The organism is Rhizobium sp. P1_C7, from assembly GCF_056406295.1.
Genome location: NZ_JBFUAL010000017.1, coordinates 18,304 through 41,045, shown reverse-complemented (window position 1 = coordinate 41,045; position 22,742 = coordinate 18,304). Strand labels below are relative to the sequence as shown.

At 59.8% G+C, this 22,742-nt stretch carries 17 protein-coding genes, 1 tRNA gene and 2 pseudogenes; 8 read left to right on the top strand and 12 right to left on the bottom strand.

Annotated elements, in window-relative coordinates; genetic code table 11:
- Nucleotides 1-53: 53 nt before the first annotated feature.
- On the bottom strand, nucleotides 54-2,126 hold the full coding sequence (locus AC1D2R_RS22630; RefSeq protein ID WP_477970683.1) for a 2Fe-2S iron-sulfur cluster-binding protein: 2,073 nt from the start codon (nucleotides 2,124-2,126) through the stop codon (nucleotides 54-56).
- Nucleotides 2,127-2,177: 51 nt separating this feature from the next.
- A complete protein-coding gene (locus AC1D2R_RS22625; protein ID WP_477970681.1) occupies nucleotides 2,178-2,795 on the bottom strand; it encodes a glutathione S-transferase family protein in 618 nt (205 codons plus the stop codon).
- Between the two features lie 112 nt (nucleotides 2,796-2,907).
- Here AC1D2R_RS22625 and AC1D2R_RS22620 point away from each other — a divergent pair, with 112 nt between their 5' ends.
- Nucleotides 2,908-3,813 carry a LysR family transcriptional regulator gene (locus tag AC1D2R_RS22620; RefSeq protein ID WP_477970679.1) on the top strand — a complete coding sequence of 302 codons (906 nt, stop codon included), beginning with the start codon at nucleotides 2,908-2,910 and terminating at the stop codon, nucleotides 3,811-3,813.
- 113 nt (nucleotides 3,814-3,926) lie between these two features.
- Here the strand turns inward: AC1D2R_RS22620 and AC1D2R_RS22615 are convergent, their stop codons facing one another.
- Nucleotides 3,927-4,070, bottom strand: coding sequence for a DUF1127 domain-containing protein (locus AC1D2R_RS22615; RefSeq protein ID WP_080725599.1), 144 nt, complete (start codon nucleotides 4,068-4,070; stop codon nucleotides 3,927-3,929).
- A gap of 297 nt (nucleotides 4,071-4,367) precedes the next feature.
- Complete coding sequence (locus AC1D2R_RS22610) at nucleotides 4,368-4,511, bottom strand: DUF1127 domain-containing protein (protein ID WP_289802728.1); 144 nt, start codon at nucleotides 4,509-4,511, stop codon at nucleotides 4,368-4,370.
- Nucleotides 4,512-5,355: 844 nt separating this feature from the next.
- Between AC1D2R_RS22610 and AC1D2R_RS22605 the strand changes: the two genes are divergently transcribed.
- The 4 genes from AC1D2R_RS22605 to tig all read left to right on the top strand — a co-directional run bounded on the left by AC1D2R_RS22605 (nucleotide 5,356) and on the right by tig (nucleotide 8,939).
- The gene (locus AC1D2R_RS22605; RefSeq protein ID WP_477970677.1) at nucleotides 5,356-6,459 is read left to right on the top strand and encodes a DUF2157 domain-containing protein; all 1,104 of its coding nucleotides are present in this window, start codon (nucleotides 5,356-5,358) and stop codon (nucleotides 6,457-6,459) included.
- Nucleotides 6,456-7,046, top strand: coding sequence for a GDYXXLXY domain-containing protein (locus tag AC1D2R_RS22600; protein WP_477970675.1), 591 nt, complete (start codon nucleotides 6,456-6,458; stop codon nucleotides 7,044-7,046). The genes AC1D2R_RS22605 and AC1D2R_RS22600 overlap by 4 nt, the downstream gene beginning before the upstream one ends.
- A 155-nt stretch (nucleotides 7,047-7,201) precedes the next feature.
- Nucleotides 7,202-7,286: transfer RNA gene (locus AC1D2R_RS22595), tRNA-Leu, on the top strand.
- A gap of 177 nt (nucleotides 7,287-7,463) precedes the next feature.
- On the top strand, nucleotides 7,464-8,939 hold the full coding sequence (gene tig, locus AC1D2R_RS22590; protein ID WP_477970673.1) for a trigger factor: 1,476 nt from the start codon (nucleotides 7,464-7,466) through the stop codon (nucleotides 8,937-8,939).
- 63 nt (nucleotides 8,940-9,002) lie between these two features.
- On the opposite strand, the pseudogene AC1D2R_RS22585 reads toward tig, so the two are convergent.
- From AC1D2R_RS22585 to AC1D2R_RS22555, 7 genes and pseudogenes are all read right to left on the bottom strand, one after another.
- A pseudogene (locus tag AC1D2R_RS22585) lies at nucleotides 9,003-9,669 on the bottom strand (IS3 family transposase); the annotation flags it as partial.
- Nucleotides 9,670-9,765: 96 nt separating this feature from the next.
- Entirely contained in the window at nucleotides 9,766-11,580 is a 1,815-nt protein-coding gene (locus AC1D2R_RS22580; RefSeq protein ID WP_477970671.1) for a B12-binding domain-containing radical SAM protein, read from the bottom strand.
- Between the two features lie 157 nt (nucleotides 11,581-11,737).
- Nucleotides 11,738-13,144 (bottom strand): Si-specific NAD(P)(+) transhydrogenase, encoded by a 1,407-nt coding sequence (sthA, locus tag AC1D2R_RS22575; RefSeq protein ID WP_477970669.1) that lies wholly within the window; start codon nucleotides 13,142-13,144, stop codon nucleotides 11,738-11,740.
- A gap of 100 nt (nucleotides 13,145-13,244) precedes the next feature.
- Nucleotides 13,245-13,832 (bottom strand): dual specificity protein phosphatase family protein, encoded by a 588-nt coding sequence (locus AC1D2R_RS22570; RefSeq protein ID WP_477970667.1) that lies wholly within the window; start codon nucleotides 13,830-13,832, stop codon nucleotides 13,245-13,247.
- A gap of 81 nt (nucleotides 13,833-13,913) precedes the next feature.
- Nucleotides 13,914-14,590: pseudogene (radC, locus tag AC1D2R_RS22565) on the bottom strand (RadC family protein).
- Nucleotides 14,591-14,711: 121 nt separating this feature from the next.
- The gene (map, locus tag AC1D2R_RS22560) at nucleotides 14,712-15,548 is read right to left on the bottom strand and encodes a type I methionyl aminopeptidase (RefSeq protein ID WP_477970665.1); all 837 of its coding nucleotides are present in this window, start codon (nucleotides 15,546-15,548) and stop codon (nucleotides 14,712-14,714) included.
- Nucleotides 15,549-16,142: 594 nt separating this feature from the next.
- Nucleotides 16,143-17,456, bottom strand: coding sequence for a DUF2778 domain-containing protein (locus AC1D2R_RS22555; protein WP_477970663.1), 1,314 nt, complete (start codon nucleotides 17,454-17,456; stop codon nucleotides 16,143-16,145).
- Nucleotides 17,457-17,830: 374 nt separating this feature from the next.
- Between AC1D2R_RS22555 and AC1D2R_RS22550 the strand changes: the two genes are divergently transcribed.
- Nucleotides 17,831-18,853 carry a methyltransferase gene (locus AC1D2R_RS22550; protein ID WP_477970661.1) on the top strand — a complete coding sequence of 341 codons (1,023 nt, stop codon included), beginning with the start codon at nucleotides 17,831-17,833 and terminating at the stop codon, nucleotides 18,851-18,853.
- Between the two features lie 25 nt (nucleotides 18,854-18,878).
- Here AC1D2R_RS22550 and phaC read toward each other — a convergent pair whose 3' ends face one another.
- Nucleotides 18,879-20,723 carry a class I poly(R)-hydroxyalkanoic acid synthase gene (gene phaC / locus AC1D2R_RS22545; protein WP_477970659.1) on the bottom strand — a complete coding sequence of 615 codons (1,845 nt, stop codon included), beginning with the start codon at nucleotides 20,721-20,723 and terminating at the stop codon, nucleotides 18,879-18,881.
- A 148-nt stretch (nucleotides 20,724-20,871) separates the two neighbouring features.
- Between phaC and AC1D2R_RS22540 the strand changes: the two genes are divergently transcribed.
- Both AC1D2R_RS22540 and AC1D2R_RS22535 read left to right on the top strand, forming a co-directional pair.
- Nucleotides 20,872-21,288: a gas vesicle protein GvpG gene (locus AC1D2R_RS22540; protein WP_477970657.1), complete on the top strand. Its 417-nt coding sequence runs from the start codon at nucleotides 20,872-20,874 to the stop codon at nucleotides 21,286-21,288.
- 224 nt (nucleotides 21,289-21,512) lie between these two features.
- Nucleotides 21,513-22,733 (top strand): LL-diaminopimelate aminotransferase, encoded by a 1,221-nt coding sequence (locus AC1D2R_RS22535; RefSeq protein WP_477970655.1) that lies wholly within the window; start codon nucleotides 21,513-21,515, stop codon nucleotides 22,731-22,733.
- The last annotated feature ends 9 nt before the right edge of the window (nucleotides 22,734-22,742 follow it).

The following is a 22,742-nucleotide window of genomic DNA, read 5'->3' as shown; positions in this document are numbered from 1 at the left end:
CAGGAAACCGAAGAATCGCGATGCGCGCATGACCTCCGCGCTGGAGAGGGCGCCTAGAGATCGAGTTCCAGGCGCACACCCTCGCTGCCCGCAGCCGGTACCGAGCAGCAGATCAGCGCTTCATCGTCGGCGACATCGGCCGTCGGCACCTTGGTGTAGGCCACGGCGCCGGACAGGACCTTCGTCCGGCAGCTTCCGCAATTGCCGAGCCGACAGCTAAATTCAGGTGCCAGTCCTCGCGCTTCGGCAAGTTCCAGCAGTGTACCGTCACCTGGCTCCCAGCGTGCCTCCTTTCCCGATTGCATGAAATAGACCGGTACCGGACTCTTTGCCGCCGGCCGAGACGGCGCGCTCTTTGCCGCTGCATCGTCGGCTCGCGCAAGCGAGGCTGCTCCGAACGCTTCGGCGTGAATGCGGCGATCGGCAATGCTGAGGCCGCGCAGGCCGTCATAGACCGATTGCATGAAGGCTGGCGGACCGCAGAGATAGAAATCGTAGTCATTGAACGGCAAGACCGCCGAGAGCAGCGCCATATCGACACGGCCCTGCTTCTCATAGTCTTCTCCGGCGACGGCGCCTGCGGCGTCGCTGAGCAGCCGAACGAGCCTGACGACGCCGCCGGACGCTTCGAGCAGTGACTGGATCTCATTGTTGAACGCGCGCTCTGCCTTGCTGTGCGCCGAATAGATCAGCCAGGTCGGCCGTATCCGTCGCGTCCGAAGCCCCTCGTAGACGACGTGCCGAAGCATGGCGAGCAGGGGCGTAATGCCGATTCCGGCTGCAAGCAGCACAGCCGGCCGCGCCTCCCGCGCGTCGATCGTGAAGGCACCTGCCGGCGCGCGCGCCTCGATGATGTCGCCTAGCCGAACCGTGTCGTGCAGATATGTCGAGACCAGGCCTTTGCGGTTGACGCTGATGCGATAGATGCCATCGGACGGCGCCGCTGAAAGCGTGTAGGTACGGATCGCCGCCAATTGAGATCCCTCTGGTCTGACACGGATCGGCAGGTGCTGCCCTGCGAGATGAGCGATAACACCGCCGGAGTCGGCTGGCTCGAGATAGAACGAGCGGACGGTTGCGCTTTCCTGAACGACCCGTGCGACACGCAGCGGTCGCCAATTGCGCGAAAGCTCAGCCGCGCGGATTCGGCCGGCCGCTTCATCCCAATTCCCGGTCATCAAGGAGTTGGGAGATTGCCCGTCGGAACGCGATTGCCATCTGAGCGCCAGTGCATCGGGTCTGTAGACGATCTGCCGCGGGCGAAAGCGCCAGAGGCGTTCGGCACCCTGGAAGGCTGCAATTTCCGGCGAATCAAGCACGATCTCGGCATCGCCGGACAATTGCAGCATGTCGCCGCTCTCGAAATCGGCAAAGACGAGGCCGACACGCGGATTGGCGAGAATATTGCCGAGCGTGTTGAAGAAGAGATTGCCGGCAAAATCCGGAATCGTCAGCACGCCGTCGTCGCCGATCCTGATGAAACCCGGCTTGCCGCCGCGATGTGAGACATCGATCTGCCGCTCGCCACTCTCGCGTTCGACGTAGGAGGCGACGAAGAAGGTGTCCGCCCCTTCGATCATGTCAATCGCGCGCCTATCGCGCCGATCAAGCGCGACAGGACATTGCCCCGAGGGCTTTGTGCCATCGCGTACGAACGTGAAATCCCGCAACTGGATATACTGCGGACAATTGCCGTAGGCCTGGCTGACACGCACATCGAAGCTGTCCATTGCCTTGCGGCTGATCGTCCCGTTCAGCCGATTGCGCCGGCGCGTGTGCAGTTCGATGCCGAGCATCCCTATGGCGTCGCCGTCCTCCATGCCCTGATCTGCGGGATCATGAGGCTCACGCGGGAGGTGTACGCTGAGCCTGTGGGGATCCGGGCTCTTCAGAAAGCCCGGGCGGTTGGCGCGCAGCGTCGCCCAGGCGTTGCCTTCGGCGTCCACTGTCCCGAGGACGACGAAAGGCAGTTGCGGGTAAAACTGTCGATGCTGGTCGATCAGGTGATCGCGCAGGACACGCCGGCCGACTTCGCCCATGCGTTCGGCGACGCCCACTTTTTCCTGCAGCGCAATCTCTCCCTGATGCCAGGGAGAGATTGTTTCGCGGTTCTCGTTCGTGAGCATAGCGCTCTCCTTCGCGGATGGCCGTATCCGCCGTAGTGGGCCAATTGATTGTCAGGCCATGTCGGCCAATCCGACAGGCGTCCTTTGAAAGGGATGGAAGCCGGGCAGGGCCTCGACCCGCTGGAGCCAGGCCGTGACGTCGCGATAGATGAAACGATCGACGTTTCCTTCCGGCGCGCGGGCGATGTAGCTGTAGAGCGCAACATCAGCGATCGTCGGCCGGCCCGCTGCGATCCAATCGCGATCGGCAAGCTGGGCGTCGATCAACGCAAGAATCCGGTGAGCACGCGCAATCACTTCCTCCACCTCAAATTTCGCCCCGAAGACGGTCACGAGCCGCGCGGCGGCTGGCCCGTAAGCGATCTCACCGGCAGCAACCGATAGCCAGCGCTGCACCGCAGCCGCCCCCGCGGGATCTTCCGGAAGCCAACCCTCTGGGCCATGCTTCTTGGCGATATAGACAAGGATCGCGTTGGAGTCGGTGATTATGGCATCGCCGTCCTCCAGCACCGGAACCTGGCCGAAGGGATTGAGCGAGAGAAAGGCGGGGCTCTTGTGCTCGGCGGAAGCAAGATCGACTTCGACAATCTCCGCGTCGACGCCAATCAGCGAAAGGAAGAGGCGAGCGCGATGGGAATGGCCCGAAAGTGGATGAACGTGGAGTTTCATTGGCCTAGTCTCCGTTTGAATTGAGCAGACGATAATTGTTTCATCGATCGTGTAGAATTACGGTATTTGGAAAGATACTGTTTCAGATATCGGAATAGACAGGAGGTGGGCCATGGATCGACTTCAATGCATGAGGGTGTTGGTCAGGGTTGCTGAGACGGCAAGCTTTGCCGAGGCGGCGCGGCAACTGAACATGAGCCCTCCGGCGGTTACCCGCGCTATTGCATTTCTGGAGGACGCCACGGGTGCGCGGCTATTCGTTCGATCGACCCGGTCCGTGAAGCTCACGCCATCCGGCGGTCGCTATGTCGATGATTGCAGGAGGATCCTCGCCGATATCGAGGAGGCGGAAGCATCTGCAGGCGGCTCCCATGCAACGGCGTCCGGAATGCTGACGGTCACCGCGCCGGTTCTGTTCGGACAGTTCCACATCATCCCCGTCATGACGGAATTTCTGGCATTGCATCCGGCCGTCACAGGCCGAGCCCTCCTGTTCGACAGGATCGTCAGCCTTGTGGAAGAGGGCATCGACGTCGCAATCCGCATCGGGCACCTGCAGGATTCCGATCAGACTGCGATCAAGGTCGGGAGCGTGCGTCGAGTGGTTTGCGGAGCACCCTCCTATTTCGAGCGCTTTGGCGAGCCGAAGACACCGAGCGATCTCTCCCGACACGTCACGATCGTGAACACCGGTTCTTCGGCGCCGCTCGATTGGCACTTTGCCCCAGAGCATGCAGCGGTGACGCTTCATCCGCGCATGTATTGCAACACTGTCGATGCGTCCATTGCTGCGGCGATGACAGGCTGGGGTCTGTCGCGCGCGCTCTCCTATCAGGTCGTTCGGCAGGTTGCCGCCGGCCAGTTGCAGATGGTTCTGGAGGACTATGAAGAAGAACCGCTGCCCATCCATGTCGTTCACGTGGAGGGCCGGCATGTGTCCGCGAAGACTCGCAGCTTCGTGGACTTCGCGGTTCAAAGACTGCGGGCGCTCGAACTTGGAGCTGCGGGCGCTTCATGAGGAGCGGGATCAACCCTTTGTCTTCGAAAGTCGCCGCTCACGGCAGAGCATGGCCCTGGAATCAAAAACGGCGCCCTGGAGGCGCCGTTTTTGAAGCTACACGCGCTCCGCTATTAGCGGAAAGCGCGGGAAGCGATGTTGCGGATCTCGTAGCGGCTTACGCCGATGTCGGAGAGTGTCTGGTTGGACAGGCTGCCAAGTTCGCTAAGGGTGCGGCGGTAGCTGAGCCAGCTCTTTGCAATGCGGATCGGGTTCATGGTCTAGTTCCTCAGAATGATGATCGTGGGCGGCGTCATTGCCGCCTCAACCGTTGACATTCATATAGGCGTTCGCCGTGAAATTGTGCAGTGCAATTATTAGGCTCCTGCCATGCAATTGTGCATGTGATGCACATGGAACGTGCAGGCGATAATAATTGAGCAGAGGTGTGAGTGGAGGATCCTGTGCAACCAGGGTGCTATTGAGTGATTTAGACAAAAGAAAACGCCCGTTGCCGAAAGGCAGCGGGCGTTTTGTGTAAGAGATCTGCTCGGGAGGAAGCTGACCGCCTGATACTAGCGGGTCGCTTCGCGTGCAACGCGATGGATATCCGATCGGTCGATGCCGAGGTCATGCAATTCGCGGTTGGTCATACGGCCGAGTTCGCTGACGGTCTGACGATACTTGCGCCAGTTGTTGAAAGAGCGTGTGAAGTTCATTCTGATCCCCTTTCCGAGGGCTGCGTCTGCCAGCTGCCGCCCATCGGCGCTGACCTGTATTTGATGGCCATAAGATATGTTGCACCGCGAAGGGGCGGTAGAGCCAAGTTTTCACGACACGTATGCGCCTGATGCAATGCTCGCCATGTGAAACCCGGAATCTCGCCGCCGGCTGGTCAATGAATAGGCATAATTGGTGCTGGCGGGTGTTTTTTGGCTGATTGCGTTCCCGATATCGCGACAATGCGTAGGTGCGGTGAAGGCCGCCTTGCGCCCGGTTTTTCCGGGATGTGTGAGGTCGTTTACACCAGGGGTCTAGTGGGCGGTCATTGGCAAGTGGGCGGGCGCTCTCATCCCGATTTGAGCGTGGCCGAAGCGCTGTGACGCAAGACGTTTCCGAGGTTTAAAATTCGAATGAGGAAACAAAACGCCCACCGAGGGAGGATCCGGTGGGCGTTGTGTAAATGACTGACAACTGGGAGGAGGAGCGTTGTCAGTCTATCGGAGCGCGCTGGGAGGAGGAGTGCGCAGCTCCGAATCTCGTTACGGATATCATCTCCGCAGGCATCCGGCGAACAGGTGCGCCATCATCGATACTTCTTGCATCTAAATAGTATGACTTATTGAAAATAGTGCAGTGCAATATTTTCATAGTACCAATGCGCAAGACGCATGGCTCTTGAGTCTTTATCGTATGTTGGCAAAGGAAGCTTATCGATCGATTAATATCTGCCCCCAATTTCCCAGGATAGGAATTTGCATAGGGCCGTTTCCTCGGCGGCCAATCAGTGTCTATAACGTTGCAGATTGAGGGCGCGTCGTCGCGCATATTGCGGAGTGGGGCATGTACCGCGGGCGTCTGGAGAGAGATTTGTTGCTATGGGTCGGCAAGGGGTTGCTGGCTGGGGAAACGGCTGAGGCGTTGTTGAAGGAATACGACACGCGCCCCGCAAGCTTCAGCCTCGGTAACGTGTTGATGATCCTGGCGGCCATACTGTTGGCTGCAGCAATCCTTCTCGTTGTTGCGTCGAACTGGGAGGCGATCCCACGATTCGTGCGCGTCTGCCTGATCACAGCTCTTATCTGGGCCGTCCATCTTGGTGCGGCGGCGATGCTGGCGCGCGGGGCGAAAGCGGCTGCTAATGGGCTCCTGGTCATCGGTACGCTGAGCTTTGGCGGGGCGATCTCACTCGTCGGGCAGATGTATCATCTGTCCGGAGACGAACAGACCGTGATGTATCTCTGGTTCGCGGTGGCAGCCGTCTCGGCCGTTCTGTTCCGGTCGAGCGTCGTCGCTGCTGTTGCGGGGTTTCTGGCCTGGGCGAGTTTTGCAGTCTATCTCCATGCCACCGACATGCGCTGGATGCGTTTCGATGCCTGGATGCCGCCGGTCATGGCTTTGGCCGTCATTGGCCTGGTGCGCTATACCAGGGCGGATCGTGCCCGGCATCTTGCCTATCTGTTGCTCGTCGGTTGGCTTGCGTGGCTTTATACACTCGATTCCGATCTCCGGCTTGCCTCTCTCTATGCCGCGGGCGGCATGGCAGCTCTCGTTGTCGTAAGCCTTCCTGCGTCCCCGCTATCCGGCCTAGTAAGGAGTGCCGGCGCCGCGCCGGCCTTCTATGCGTTCCTCGTTGCCGTCATCGGCCTGCTCTTCCTGCATATAGAGTTTGACCAAGGCGGGCCGCTCATTGTGCTGGGGCTGGTCACGCTGGCGGCCGCCATTCTCGCCATTGCGCTGCAGGGGCGCGACAACGGTTCCGTTCGCTACCTCGCCTATACGGCGTTTTCCGTCGAGATACTTTTTCTGGCTTCGGTCACCGTAGGCTCGATCCTCGGCACCTCCGGTCTCTTCCTATGCTCAGGCATGTTCGTGGCAGTCCTCGCCTGGCTCGTTATCCGCCTAGAGCGCCGATTTGCCGGCAAAGCAGGGGAGGCGAGCCTATGAGTATCTTTTCCATGAAGCCGCAGTCCGGGCGCCGCTACCTCGCCGCCGCCGTCGCTGTTGCCGGACTTCAGACGGCGGTGCTTGGGTATGTGATCGAAAGTCGGGCGGCCATCCTGCGCAATGGAACGGACGTGCTGCTGAAAACCGCACCGGTCGACCCGCGCGATTTCCTGCGCGGCGATTATGTGGTGCTGAACTATGACATATCCTCGGTTCCGGTTCAGTCGATCACCGGTGAGATTCCCACGGAGCCGGGGGAGCGCAGCCTTTGGGTTCGGGTGAAGCAGGGCGAGGGCGGTTTCTGGGGCGTTGTCGAATCGTCGTTCCAGCCTCTGCCGGCACAGGAGGCCACTTCCGTTCTGCACACCAGGCCGTTTTACAGCTACGGCACCGCTCAGACTGAGAGCATCCATGTCGACTATGGCATCGAGCGCTATTACGTGCCGGAAGGCGCAGGCTTGGCGCTGGAGCAGGCGCGACAGGAGGGCGAGGTTTCAATTGCCGTGCGCGTTGCCGCCGACGGAACACTCCAGATAAGGAGCTTGCTGGTGGATGGTAAGCCTGCCTACGACGAGCCTCTTTACTGATGTGGAGCGGTATCGTGTGCTAGGCCGCAAGAATAGGCCAAAATCCCTGTCATCTGGCCTTCATTTTTCCTTTGCCTCTACCAAATCGGGTGTTATAGAGACGCCGCGCTCCGGAAGGCCTCATGTGCAGGCAAATGCATGCGGTTTTTGAGAACGCGGGTATGGTGAAATTGGTAGACACGCCAGATTTAGGTTCTGGTGCCGCAAGGCGTGGGAGTTCAAGTCTCTCTACCCGCACCAAGAGCTTGCAGGCGGGGGGCAACAGGTGTCCTCGATTGCCCGGTAGCAAGCGCCGTTCCGCCTGGGGTGGAACGAATGAGAATTGAGAACAAGCCACGCCCGGCAACTTTCCGGCGTCGTGCTCATAGAAACGAACGGCGTCTGGGCACGGCCGCCACGAAATGAAGGTAGGAAGACATGCAGGTTATCGAAACGCTCGCTGAAGGGCTGAAGCGCGAAATCAAGGTCGTAATCCCGGCCAAGGACATGGAAGTCAAGATGAACGAGCGTCTTGCCGACGTGAAGGACAAGGTCCGGATCAACGGCTTCCGCCCGGGCAAGGTTCCGACCGCACACCTGAAGAAGGTGTATGGGAAGTCTATCATGGCCGACCTCGTCAACGAGATCGTTCGCGAACAGCCGACCGCCATTCTTGCGGAGCGTGGCGAAAAGTCCGCAACGCAGCCAGAAGTCGCGATGACGGAAGACAAGGACGAAGCAGACAAGATCCTCGCCGCCGAGCAGGATTTCGAATTCACGCTCTCCTACGAAGTTCTGCCGCCGATCGAACTGAAGTCCATCAAGGGCGTTAAGATCACGCGCGAAGTCGTCGACATCTCCGACGAGGAAGTCACCGAGCAGGTCCTGAAGGTTGCTGAAAGCGCCCGTTCTTACGAAACCAAGAAGGGCAAGGCCGTCGACGGCGACCGCATCACGATGGACTACCTCGGCAAGGTCGACGGCGAAGCCTTCGAAGGCGGCACCGATCAGGGCGCTGAACTCGTTCTCGGCTCCGGCCGCTTCATCCCGGGCTTCGAAGACCAACTGGTCGGCACCAAGGCCGGTGAAGAAAAGACCATTAACGTCACGTTCCCGGCTGACTACCCGGCCAAGAACCTCGCTGGCAAGGAAGCCACCTTCGACGTCACCGTCAAGGATGTTGCAGCTCCGGCCGACGTTGAAATCAACGACGAACTGGCAAAGAAGCTCGGCCTTGAATCGGCTGACCGTCTGAAGGAGATCGTCCGCGGCCAGATCGAGTCGCAGTACGGTTCGCTGACTCGCCAGAAGGTGAAGCGCCAGATCCTCGACCAGCTTGACGAAATGTACAAGTTCGAGACGCCGGCGTCGCTCGTCGAAGCCGAGTACAACGGCATCTGGAGCCAGGTCGCCAACGACCTTGCGCAGTCCGGCAAGACCTTCGAAGACGAGGACACGACCGAAGAACAGGCTCGCGAAGAGTACAAGAAGCTTGCTGAGCGCCGCGTACGCCTCGGCCTCGTCCTCTCCGAAATCGGCGAAAAGGCCGGCGTCGAAGTGAGCGAAGACGAAATGCAGCGCGCGATCTACGAACAGCTGCGTCAGTATCCGGGCCAGGAAAAGCAGATCCTCGACTTCTTCCGCAGCCAGCCGGGTGCGGCGGCATCGATTCGCGCTCCGATCTTCGAAGAGAAGGTCATCGACCATCTGCTGACTGAGATCGACGTCACGGACAAGAAGGTAACCAAGGAAGAGTTGCTCGCCGAAGAAGAAGGCGCCGAGAAGGAAGCCAAGAAGGCTGCGCCGAAGAAGAAGGCTGCTGCCAAGGCCGAAGCCGCCGAAGGCGAAGAAGCCGCTGCCCCGAAGAAGAAGGCCGCGCCGAAGAAGAAGGCTTCCGAGGACAGCGCCGAGTAATCTTCGGCCATTCGATCTCAATGGAACCCCGCCTCGTGAACTGACCCCGTAAAGGTGGACGGTTCATAAGCTGGGATGATTTAAGGGCTGGGTCCTGTATTTCACGGGACTCGGCCCTTTGAGTTTCAACCTGATGCGCTCGTTGTTGTGGTAACGGATATAGTCTTCGACGCCATCGCGCAGCTTCTCGATGCTCGCGAAGGTGTTGGTATGGAAGAACTCTGACTTGAGTGTTACGAAGAAGCTTTCCATGGCTGCGTTGTCGAAGCAGTTTCCCTTGCGGGACATGCTTTGGGCGATGTTGCGGTTTTCGAGTATCCGTCTCCAGGCCGGCATCTGATACTGCCAGCCTTGATCGGAATGCAGGATCGCCCTGTCGTCATCATCCAGCGTGGTCAATGGCCTTGTCGAGCATGTCCTTGACCAGCTTGGAGATCGGCCGCCTGGTCGTCTCACACCCGATGATCTTGCCGTTGTGGATGTCCATGACTGGCGACAGGTAGAGCGTCTCGCCGGCGACATTGAACTCAGTTACGTCAGTCGTCCACTTCTGGTTCATGCGCTCGGCGTTGAACTGGCGCTGGAGCAGGTCTGGTGCCACGTGTCCGGTCTGGCCTTTGTAGGAACGGTATTTCTTCGGCCGGACCAGCGATTTCAGTCCCATCTCGACCATCAGCCGCTGGATTGTCTTGTGATTGACCGCCTCTCCACACCCCCGGATCGCAGCCGTAGAGGTCCAACTTTCGAGGGTCAGTTCATACCGCGGGGTTTTTTTGTCCCCACTCGCCGGGCTTCAGGAAATGACGATGCGTCCCGTCGGCAGCGCTCAGCCGGCCCGGTGTGCGTGTGTCAGCTCCGCCACTTTCTTGATATGGGAGACCGCTGCGAGGCCGCCTGCCGTCTTGGTGAATAGCTCGAGCGTCTCGTCTTCGTGGTCGCTGACCGGTGTCAGCGCCTGATCCATATAAGTCTTCATCTTCTTATCGCGCGCAATGAAGAATGCGTTTGCCGCCAGCCGCGCGATGGTTCCACCCAGGGAAACATGCTTGACGGCCGTCTCCCAGATGAAACGCGGCCAGAAGACGAGTTCGCTTTCGCGCGGCAGTCCGGGGCGCCGCTCCGAAGGGTGCTTCAGCCGAAGCAAGCCGCTCTGCAGCGGATGCACGTTTTCGAGCGGTACGGTGGTCGCAAAGGACACGAGGATCTTGACGAGGCTCGCCAGTGGAACGCCGCTCGCGACGGCACGGCGCAGCAGCGTCTTCATGTGCTCGGGCGTATAATAGAGGGACCAAGCCTCCTGATAGATGCTTTCCCATTCTGCTTTGCTCATTTTGGGATGGGCCGTGCAGACGTGCTCGACGTCGTAGATATTGAGATCGGCATCCATCTCCACATCCTTCTTCCAGAGCGTCTGATGGTCTTCCGAGCCCGGCAGCGGTGTCAGGCAGAAGAACTCGATCACATCAAGAGGAAGTTCATGCTGGATGATGGCGATGTCGCGCCGGATCGATTCCGGCGTGTCGGCCGGGAACCCGAGGATATAGCCCGCAAGCGTCATGATGCCCTGGGCTTTCCAGGCAAGCAACATCTTGCGGTACTCGGTGATCTTGTTTTGGTTCTTTTTGGCGATCGTCAGGTTGTCCGGGTTGACGTTTTCCAGCCCGATGAATACGCGCGTCACGCCGGCACGCTTGGATTTCTCGATGAAGTTGGGGATCTTGTGACAGAGCGTGTCCACCTGGATCATCAGGCCGAGTGGAATGCCACCTTTCTCCCTGAGTTCGATCAGCCGGTCGAAGATCGCTTCCCAGTCCCGGTTGCGGGCGAAGTTGTCGTCGGTGATGAAGAACTTGTGGATGCCCTGAGCCCAGTTCATCCTCACCAGCTTCTCGACATCGTCGGCGGTGCGGAAGCGCGATTTGCGGCCCTGCACATTGATAATGGTGCAGAAGGAGCACTGATAGGGACAGCCGCGGCCGGCATCGAAGCTCGTGCTGAGGCCGAGCGTCTGCGCAACGTTGGCCTTGGGGAGGAAAGGAACGGCCGCTCCTTCGATGCTGGGCAGGTCGTTCATGAAATTGTAAAGCGGCGCCAGCGTGCCGGAAGCGGCATCCTGCAAAACCTTGTCGAGCCGTCCTTCGGCCTCTCCGGCAAACATCGATATTCCCATCTCCCGGCAGGCATCGAGTTCCACCGCCTTGCCATCAAGCATTGCCAGGCATCCGGAAACATGGAAGCCGCCCACCGACACAGCAACGCCCGCATCGCGGAACGGACGGGCGATATCCAGCGCACGGGGATACTGATTCGACTGCACGCCGACCAGAGCGACCATGCCGAAATTGCCGTTTGCTTTCAGACGGCTGAGAAGGGAGGGAATGTTGACCCGGGTGTTGGTCTCGTCGATGACCGTTATGTCGATGCCCACATTCGGTCCGAGGACTTTGCGCTCGGCACAATCGGCAGCTATCCCGTAGAGTGCCGCCAGCGAGTTCGACGGGATCATGGCGCGCCACCAGCGGATCACATAGCCATCGTCATCGTAGTGAGATGGCTTGATCAGGATGAGCTGGAAATTCCGTTCAGACGACTCGGACAGATCTCGCACGGTTACTCGCTGGTAAGAGAGAACCCAATGCATCGACGCTATCAGAGACTGTGAATATTACAAGGAGAGCTTTGATCTGGACGCGCAGGACGGAAGCGTTATCTAACGGGTTGCCAATATCGTTCTTAACTAATTGTTTTTACAGCATATACAACAAAAGTACGGGGACGGTCTTCGGGTGGTCGGGACATCAAAGCTCCGATTTGATGTCGCCCATGCGGTTCCAGGCATCGAGGCCGGCAATCTTGTAGGCCTCTGCGAGAGTCGGATAGTTGAAGGTGTTTTCGACGAAATATTCGACGGTGCCCTTCAGGTTCAACACGGCCTGGCCGATGTGAACCAATTCGGTCGCGCCTTCGCCGACGATATGGACACCCAGCAGACGGCGTGTCTTCAGCGAGAAGATCAGCTTCAGAAGCCCGGTGTCCAGGCCCATGATATGGCCGCGCGAGGTCTCGCGGAAGCGGGCGATGCCGCACTCGTAGGGAATGCCTCGCTCCTTCATTTCCTCTTCGGTAAGGCCGCAGGTCGAAATTTCGGGAACGGCATAGATGCCGTAAGGGAAATACTTCGGCGGCTCCTTGGCGACGGCGCCGATCGCTACACGAGCAGCGATACGACCCTGTTCCATCGAGGTGGAGGCAAGACTTGGGAAGCCGACGACGTCGCCGGCGGCGTATATGTTCGGTACCGAAGTCTGGAAGGTCTCGGGATTGACCTTGAGGCGACCGCGGCTGTCTGCTTCGAGACCGGCAGCAGCAAGATTGAGCGTGTCGGTCGCGCCCATGCGGCCGGCCGCAAACAGAACCATGTCGCTCACCAGCCGGCGGCCGTTGTCGAGCAGCAGTTCGACTTTGCCGCTTTCGAGCCTTGTCACCTTGTCGGCCTTGGTGCCGAGCATGATCTTCATGTTGCGATCGCGCAGTTGGTAGGTGAAATCCTCGATGATCTCCTTGTCGATGAAGTCGAGCATCGTCGGTTTCGGATCGATGACCGTGACGGCAGTATCCAGCGCGCTGAAAATCGTCGCGTATTCGATGCCGATAACACCTGCGCCGATAACGGTCATCGAGCGCGGCAGTTCCTGGATCTCCAGCAGCTCGTCACTGTCGAGAACGGTCTTGTTGTCGAAGGGAATATAATCCGGCCGAAACGGCTTGGTCCCGACGGCAAGCAGAATGCTCGCACCTGTCACCTTCAGCACTTCGCCGTCGTCCTTGACGACTTCGAGTGTCGAGGGGTCGGCAAAGCTCGCCTTGCCGCGGATGTGCTGGACGCGGTTACGCGCGAACTGATGCTCGAGAACCTCGACTTCGTGATCGAGCGTTATCAGGAGCCGGCGCCTGAGATCGTCGGCGCTGATCTCGTCCTTGACGCGGTAGGCCCTGCCGTAAAAGCCGCGTTCGCGCCATCCTGAGAGATTGAGCGCCGTCTCGCGCAGGGTCTTGGACGGGATGGTGCCGGTGTGAACGGAGACGCCGCCGACGCGCTTTCCCTGTTCGATGACCAGCACTTTCTTGCCGAGCTTTGCGGCTTGGATTGCGCCGCGACGGCCCGCCGGGCCGCTGCCTACAACAACGAGATCGTACTGGAACATAGGCTGGCCCCGATTGGAAAGCTGGAATCATTTTGCGATGCAAAATGTCGCGCGATCACGGGTAGCTGGTCAATGTTGCAGATTGATTTACGTCCGACTATCAGGATTGAGCGAAGCCAAACAGGGGTTCCATCTTCTCGAAGGTGCGATCCATGGCGAACGAACGCGAGATCGGCAGCCCCAGATGGCCGTAAAAGATCGACATCTGGCTTTCAGCAGTCTTTTCGTTCGACTTGGCGATCGCGGCCAGATAGAGCGCCGAGGCAAGTCCCGTGCGGTCGGCGCCCGACCGGCAGTGGATCAGGATTGGCTTCGGCGCGTCGCGCATGATCTTGATGAGGGCCTGGGCCTTTTCCTCGGACAGTTCACTACCGGCGGACATGCTGAAGTCGATGTGCGTTATGTTGAGCGCCTTGGCTTGGGCAACCTCGACGTTGTACCAATCCGGCTTGTTGGATTCTCCGCGCAGGTTCAGGATGGTCTTGATCCCATAGTGCTTTTCCAGGTCCGTGATCGCTTCCGCGGACGGTTGCGACGAGCGATAGAGTTCGCCGGGAATGACTGTGTGGAAGTTATCCGTAGCCGCGAGATAAGAAAAATAGCCGCCAACGATGAGAAAGAGCAATATGCCTGGGTATAGTGCCATCTTCCGGTAGAGGGAATTCCGGGAAGCGATTTTCTTCGTCATCAATGGTCCCTGATCAGGATGGTTGCAGCATCGCTGTTTTGTCACCGAAACCTGACGGGCACCTGAAAACGAAGAACAGAGTTAGATCAGACGCAGGCCTTTCAGGCTCGTGACCATCCTCGCCGATGATGATGTGATCGTCGACCGAAATCCCTAGCGGCCTTGCGGTCTCGATGATCAACTTGGTCATGTCGATGTCCGCACGGGAAAGGGTAGGATCGCCCGAGGGATGAGTTTTGCTCGAGGATCGAGGGCGGTCGCCGAAAGCTCCAACGCGCGCCTTACCACTCCGCGCCGATAGACCGGCGGATGATCGACCGTGCCAAGCCTCTGCACCTCGTCGGCAATCACTATTTCGCTTGTCGAAAGAGAGAATGCGGAACTGCTCGCGTGTCTCGTGCGCCATTGCTGCGTGGCAATATTGGATGACGTGGGCCCACGAGGAGAGCAGCTGCTTGCCCTGGAGCTGATTTTTCGGCGTCCTGTGGGCGACCCTCGAAATCAGCTTCAGATCGAACCAACCGTTTCGCCGACGCACCTCACCCCCTGCGGCAGCGGCGTCGGCGCGCGAGGGCCCCGAAGCTGTCGAGTAGTGCCCTTGCCGACAGGTTTCCTATCCCTGCGCGGAATCAGTCGAAAGAACAGCAGTTCGAGCAGCTCGTAATCGGCAAGCGCCGTATCCCATGCTCGCGAAAGCGAGTGCGCAGCCGGCCATGTGCCTGTGGCAATGCTCTTCCTTGGCCGGTTGCACCATGCAGTCAGGTCCCTTTGGGAGACTGTTCAGCAAAGAACGCCCGCTCGACGGCCATTTCATCGGCTGCCTCGAAGTGGAGATCTTCGTCCCCGATGAACGGCGCGACTTCTTTTGCCATCAGCCGTTCATCGGCTGAGGGGCGGCAACCCCGGTCTGTCGAGGCCGGCTGGCGAGAGTGTAAAGATCTCGCAGCCATCGGCGGTCACACCGACCGTGTGCTCGTATTGCGCCGACAGCGACCGGTCGCGTGTGACGGCCGTCCAGCCGTCCGCGAGAACCTTCACATGCGGGCGACCAAGATTGATCATCGGCTCGATGGTGAAGATCATGCCTTCGCGCAGTTCCGGCCCTTCGTTGGCGCGGCCGTAGTGCAGGATATTTGGAGAGTCGTGGAACAGCGAGCCCACGCCATGGCCGCAGAAATCACGCACCACCGAGCAGCGTTCCGCTTCCGCATAGGTCTGGATCGCTTGGCCGATGGCGCCGGTGCGGGCTCCGGGACGAACGGCGGCAATGCCGCGCAGCAGCGATTCATAGGTGACCTCCAGCAATCTCTCGGCAGCGCGCTTCACCGCTCCCACGGGATACATTCGGCTGGAATCTCCATGCCAGCCATCGACCACATAGGTCACGTCGATGTTGACGATATCGCCTTCGCGAAGCGGCTTCCCGTCGGGAATGCCGTGACAGACCACGTGGTTGATCGACGTACAGGTCGACTTCGTGTAGCCGCGATAGTTGAGGGTCGCCGGATAGGCGCCGTTGTCCATCCCGAAATCGAACGCGAACCGATCGATCGCGTCGGTCGCGATGCCGGGCTGAACGATCGCGGCAAGCTCGTCCAGGCAGCGTGCCGTGACCTGACAGGCCTTGCGCATGCCCTCGAATGCCTCTGTGCCGTAGAGCCTTATGGCGCCGGTATTCTTCGACGGCGCGGAGGAAGCTTCGATGTAATTTACCATTCTAGGGCCTTAGCAGAAACTGTCTTTGTCGTACATAATGTAGCTATGCCGGCTTCGTCCATCGTGATCAATGGGCCGGCGGCGATTTATGGCACAGCGCCCTTGCCATGCGACGTTGCCGTTCCGTGGCGAAACGCGGTTGCGTTTCACACATTCGCCAACGGCAAGGCTCCCCCTCACGCCGCGCATTCGACCCGTGGTTTGAACCTGCATGCTTACCCGGACGGGGCACTGGAAATTGCCGAGTAGGAGTAAAGATAGATGGCGCTTCCCAGTGCCCGTTCGGCGGGTTTCCTTGGGTGCTGAAAAACTCATTCACGCGACAGAAGGGGTCATTCACGGCGCGGACGCGCCGTAGGAATGAGGGGAGCTGGTGCGGCGAACGCAAGGGGGCCGGCATAGGATTCTGCCCAAGCCGCTGACGCTGCCGATCCGCGCCAACGCCGGCGTCCCCACCCTCATCAAGTCAGTTGTCCGGCCTGGCTATCCTTGAGCCTAGTCTAGCATTTGTGACGGCGACGATGTGGCTCGGGAAGGGAGGCGCTGCATTCGCCAGTAGCGGCAAACGCAGTCTCCAATAGCCCCACTCGCCACCTACGATCGTGATGAAAACAGTGAAGCGAGGGTGGAAGCCGGCTTGTTCGGCATGCTGGTGACGACGACGAGCTGGCGGATGTCTCCGCGCTTGAAGGCAGCTAGGAAGCGCTTGTAATCCCTGACGGAAACGCAACCGTTTGAATCGCCGCGGGCGCCTAGCATGTAGGTGTGGGCAAGAAGGCCGACGCGGTTGTAGACGTTGCCGGCGCCGCCGACGGGATTGAGGCGGATCGCTTCCACGCCGTGGAACAGGCTCTCGCGCATCGTCAGGGCATAGGTATGTGGCGGTGTCGGTCCCCTGTTCTTTTCGTGCACGTATCGCGGATTGTCGCGCATTTTGCCGAGGCCTGAATGGGCTTCCAGGCGTTCGCCGTTCGGCAGGTAAACGACATTGGCGGAGATGTCGTAGACGGCGACGCCATTTCGGGCGATCGGATTTGAAAGCCGCTTGGGAACGACAGGGATTTCGCCCTCGTCGTCACCGACGTCAGGTCGGGCATAGGCAAGCACCGGTTCTGCGGGACCGGTTGCACGCTCGGCTGCCGGCGCTCGCTTGTTCAAGCCGTCCGGACGCGCCATAGGCAATGGCACGGTAGCGTTGCTGTTGTTCAAGACGAGATCGAATGGCTGGGCAGAGCCTTCTCCTGCCGCGTCTTTCATTTCGGCATCGGCCGCAACGCTTGCAACCTCGACCGCGCGAGGCTTTTCGGGGATCATCGAGTTGCGGGCGGGTTGCGCCGCAGGCCCGGCTGCTGCGGGCGGCGGAGCGAGGAGCGCCAGAAGAGCAGGGCCTTCAAGCGCCGCGACTTCTTCCTTCGATGGAATGACGATGCGATCGTCCGACCTGGCGCTGGCCATGGCGGGCGCTGCCGCCGGAGCGTCGTCCTTTGACTCTCGTTCAACCGGTGCCGCGGCGGCCAGTGTCGTGGCCTGCGGTGGATTGGATTCGGCAACAGCGAGTGGTGCGGAGCTGCCGATAAACGCCGTCGTCAGAGCGGATGGCGTAACAACGCGGTCGCCCTTGGCCGTCAGCGCGCCCAGCCGCGAAAATTTCGTGACGTGGACGATGCGTTCCCTGGCCGGCGCGATGGCCGCCACCTTGGGCTTGAGCGCGATGTCCGCCAGCGATCCGGGTTGCGGAGAAGGCGTTATCGCATGCATCGCCGCCACGGTCGTAACGACCCACGCGGAAGCGGCAAAGCCGGCACCAAAGAGAGTTGCACCTGAGAGAATGCGGAATGAGCGGCGTAAACGAAAAATGGACTTACCTATAGGCCTGGTATTGGCAAACACTTCGACCGCAAACGCCATGGCACTCGTCTTTCACAACGCGTTACTAGGCCGGCGGTACTGACACATGGATACTTCTTCGCCGGGGCGGGTAACGGAGCAACGGGGCCAAATTGCGGCCCGGTGCCATTTACCGCCGATTTGCAGGATGACGAATTATGGTAACCAATTTCTTTACGTGATCGATTTATCTGCATCGACCCGGCACGTCAGCGATCTTGCACCCGCGTGATTTTCCCGTTGTCACGGCTTTTCGGGGTGCTGCTCTGTACTGTCGGGGTGGCCGAAAAAACGATCTCGATCCATCTGATACGAATGTCATATTAGGAGGTCGTGTAATTCAGTTCGGCTTCTGCTATAGAGTGTGTCGTTGGATCTCTTGGGAGGGGAAGCCGATGTCTTCGACGGATGGTGTGGCTGGCAGCGATGTTTCGCCGGCCTTGGTGGTCGAGGGGATGTTCGCATACCGCAAGACTGCTGCGCTGAAGGCTGCAATCGAACTCGATCTCTTCACCACGATCGGCGGCGAACGCCGAACGACAAAGTCAGTGGCGGCAGAGTCCGGATATGCCGAGCGCGGATTGCGCATTCTCTTCGATTTTCTGGTGGTGGCAGGATTCCTGACGAAAATTGGTGAGGAATACGCGCTGACGCCATCCAGCCAGGTCTTTCTCGACCGGCGTTCGCCTGCCTATATGGGGGCGGCAATCGATTTCCTGGCATCCCCGGAGATGTTGTCGCTGTTCCTCGACGACCCGTCCGCCTGCGTGCGCAACGGCGGCGCGGTCGGTCTGGCAAACGTCGCGCCCGACAATCCCGTGTGGGTGAGGTTTGCGCGGGCCATGGGTGCGTTCACCGGGGGCAGCGCGCAGGCTTTGGCATCCGAGGTCGCAGGATGGGCGAAGCTGCCGGCCAAGGTACTGGACATCGCTGCCGGTCCGGGAGCCTTCGGGATCGAGATTGCCAAGGTGGCGCCGTCCGCCCGGATTGTCGCTCTGGATTGGAAGCCGGTCCTGGCCGTGACCGAGCAGAATGCCGACAATGCCGGCGTGGCTGCCCGCTTCAGCTTCGTGCCGGGCAGCGCCTTCGACGTTGATTGGGGCATTGGATACGACCTCGTGCTGCTGCCGAACTTCCTTCACCATTTCGATAGCGATGGCTGTGTCATGCTTTTGAAGAAGGCGCATGCGAGCTTGGCGCCCGGGGGCCGGGTTGCTGTCGTTGAGTTCGTTCCGAACGATGACCGGGTGTCGCCCGAATTTCCAGCTGGATTTGCCTGGGTGATGCTCGCGACGACGCCGAAGGGCGATGCCTATACCGCGCGGGAATTCGCCGATATGGCGAGGCTCGCAGGCTTCCGCGATATCGTCGCCAAGCCGCTGCTGCCATCGCCGGCAACCCTGATCTTCTTCGAGTGATCTGGTTGGAAACCGGCCCGCTCCCTCAGGTCCGCTCCATCACATAGCTGCCCGGTGCTTCCTCTATCGCGTTCAGCGCGGCGCCTCCCGGCTTGCGTGCCGGAACGCGCTTTGCATCCTTGGCTTCGATCCACGTCTGCCAATGCGGCCACCATGAGCCGGCGAATTCCTCTGCTGCGCCGAGCCAGGTCTCATAGTCGCCTTTGACGGCGCCCCCGCTCCAATATTGATACTTCTTCTTGTCCGGCGGATTGACGACGCCCGCGATATGGCCGGAGCCCGCAAGCACGAAATCGACCGTTCCGCCGAAGAACTGGCTCCCGACAAACACCGATTTTGCAGGAGCGATATGATCCTCGCGCGTCGCCAGATTGTAGATCGGGATCTTGACGTCCTTGAGCGAGACGTTCTGGCCGTCGAGGACCATTTCGCCCTTTGTCAGCGCATTTTTAAGATAGCAGTTGCGCAGGTAGAAGGCATGGTTTGCTGCTGCCATGCGGGTCGAATCGGCGTTCCAGAAGAGAAGATCGAAGGGCATGGGCTCCTGGCCCTTCAGATAGTTGTTGATGACATAAGGCCATATGAGCTCTGAAGCGCGCAGCATGTTGAAAGCGATCGCCATCTTCGAGCCGTCGAGGTAGCCGATCTCCTCCATATGCCTTTCAAGCCGTGTCAGCTGTTCCTCGTCGACGAAGACCTTCAGGTCGCCCGCATGGGCGAAATCCACCTGCGTGGTGAAGAGCGTCGCGGTCTTTATGCGCTTGTTTTTTTCCTTGGCATGCAGCGCAAGCGTGGCCGCGAGCAGCGTGCCGCCGACGCAGTAGCCGATCGCGTTCACATCCTTCTCGTCGGTCGCCTTTTCGATCGTCTCCAGGCCGAAGTCGATGCCTTCGCGGGCATAGGCTGCCCAGTCTTTCCGCGCATGGCGCGCGTCCGGATTGACCCAGGAGATGACGAATACCGTGTGCCCCTGATCGACGCACCATTTGATAAAGGACTTCTGCGGGTTGAGGTCGAGGATATAGAACTTGTTGATCCATGGCGGGCAGATCAGGAGAGGGCGCTTCAGCACCGTTTCCGTCGTGGGCTCGTATTGGATGATCTGGCATATGTCGTTTTGCGCGATGACCTTGCCCGGCGTCATAGCCATGTCGCGCCCGACCGCGAATTTGCTCATGTCGGTCTGGCGCAGCTTAAGATCGCCATGACCGGCCATGATGTCCTCGGTCAGCATCTTCATGCCGCGTACCAAGTTCTCGCCGCTGGTCGCGATGGTCTCGCGGTAGAGCTGCGGATTGGTGGCAACGAAGTTGGTCGGCGAAAGGGCGGCGGTGATCTGCATGACGTAGAAGCCAGCCTTGTGGCGGGTGTGCTCGTCGAGGCCCTCTGTCTCGGATACCAACTTCTCGGCCCAATCAGCGGTGACGAAATAGGCCTGTTTCAGAAACTCGAAGAAGGGATTCTTCTGCCAGTCCTCATCCGAAAACCGCTTGTCCCTGCGCTCCGGCTCGGGCGCGGCCGATTCGTCCTGCATACGCTGCATCGAGCGCATCCAGACACCGAAGAAACTACCCATCAGTTGTGTCTGCGCGTCCAGGGCACGCCGCGGGTCCGAGATCCAGTACTCGGTGACCTTGGACAACGTCTTGACCATGTCGGTCATGGGCTCGACGGCATTCTCGCTGATCTCCCCGCGCTCGCGGGGTGCAAGCCACGCAGAAGCCGCTTTGCCTAGGTTCTCCAGGGCACGGGCAAAATTCAGCGCCATCGCCTGGGGATCCTTCATAAGGTAAGGATCGAGGTCCTTCGCGTCAAAGCCCGGAGCTTTCGCCCGTTCGCCGTTCGCCTGCTTGCTGTCGGTCACGTGCATCCTCCGGCGGCAGCATGTTTCTGCAAATCAAGTTGTACATCTGGATGGATCGAGAAAACAAGTTCCGCTGAGGGGCGTTCATGCTATTGCTTTGTGCCGGCGGCGAATTTAACAAGTCGAAGCAGCTTAAGCATCTGGAACCTCTGGCATGACGAAGAACGGCATTCGCACCATCGCAAACGTGACCCGCATCGCGCTGATCGGCGCCGCCGCGGCCATGGCGCTTGCGGGATGCATGCGAACGCCGGAGGAAAAGGCGGCCTTCGCTGCGAAGCAGGCGGCCCCGACCCCCGTGGTCATGGAACCAACCAAGGGTGCTGCGCCCACAGAGAGCGGCCTGTCGCACTACAAGGACGGCTATCCCGGATTCGGTGCGCCACTGACGGCCGCGAACGTACAGATGAGCGACGAGGAAGCCGGAAACCTGCAGCAGAAGCTGACGGCGCTCGGTGCGCAGCGCAAGGCGGGGGCGATTTCGGAAGCTGAGTATCAGCGCCGCGTGGCCGAATACCGCAAGCTTGCCAAACAGCATGGCGCCGACACGCTCTCCAAAATTGCCAATTAGGCCTTGCCTTCGAGGCGATTTGGAAGCAAAGCCTTTCGTCAGTAGCGGAAGATGAAATTTTCCTGATAATGCGCGGTCTGTGCGGCGTTTCGCCAAAGAATCGCCGCGCGTTGAAAGTCTGATCAATACGGCGCTGGCGATTGTGAAGTTCGTATCGCGAGCAGCCCGGAATTAGGACGAACTTCGAGCGCGGCCGCAGTGGCCGCATTTCCGTGGGGAAAGAGATGGAAGAGTTTCACAAAGTCCGCCGTTTGCCGCCTTACGTTTTCGAACAGGTCAACCGTTTGAAAGCTAGCGCGCGAGCGGGCGGCGCCGATATCATCGATCTCGGCATGGGAAACCCCGACCTTCCGACACCGAAAGCGATCGTCGACAAGCTGTGCGAAGTGGTTCAGGATCCGCGCACGCATCGCTATTCCTCCTCCAAGGGCATTCCCGGCCTCCGCCGTGCCCAGGCTGCCTACTACGCCCGCCGTTTCGGCGTGAAGCTCAATCCGGATACCCAGGTCGTTGCGACCCTGGGCTCCAAGGAAGGCTTCGCCAACATGGCACAGGCGATCACTGCGCCGGGCGATGTCATCCTTTGCCCGAACCCGACGTATCCGATTCATGCGTTCGGCTTCCTGATGGCAGGCGGCGTGATCCGCTCCATGTCGGTCGAGCCGGACGAAAGCTTCTTTCCGCCGCTGGAGCGCGCGGTGAAGCACTCGATCCCCAAGCCGATCGCATTGATCCTCAACTATCCGTCGAACCCGACGGCCTATGTTGCGACGTTGGATTTCTACAAGGACGTCATCGCCTTCGCCAAGAAGCATGATATCATCGTGCTGTCGGATCTCGCCTATTCGGAGATCTATTTCGACGACAACGCCCCGCCGCCCTCCGTTCTGGAGGTTCCGGGTGCGATCGATGTGGCGGTCGAGTTCACGTCGATGTCGAAGACCTTTTCCATGCCCGGCTGGCGCATGGGCTTTGCCGTCGGCAACGAGCGCCTGATCGCGGCGCTGACTCGCGTCAAGTCCTATCTCGACTACGGCGCCTTCACGCCGATCCAGGTTGCTGCCACGCACGCGCTGAACGGAGACGGCACTGACATTGCGGAGGTTCGCAGCGTCTACAAGCGGCGCCGTGACGTCATGGTCGAATCCTTCGGCAAGGCTGGCTTCGACGTGCCGCCGCCGGCTGCTACGATGTTTGCCTGGGCAAAGATCCCGGAGAAGTTCCGGCATCTCGGTTCGCTGGAGTTCTCCAAGTTGCTGGTCGAGAAGGCCGATGTAGCCGTGGCTCCCGGTATCGGCTTTGGCGAACAGGGCGATGATTACGTGCGCCTTGCACTGGTGGAGAACGAGCATCGTATCCGCCAGGCCGCCCGCAACATCAAGAAGTTCATGTCCACTTCGGACCAGACGATGCACAATGTCGTCTCGCTGAACGCACACCGATGATATAATCCC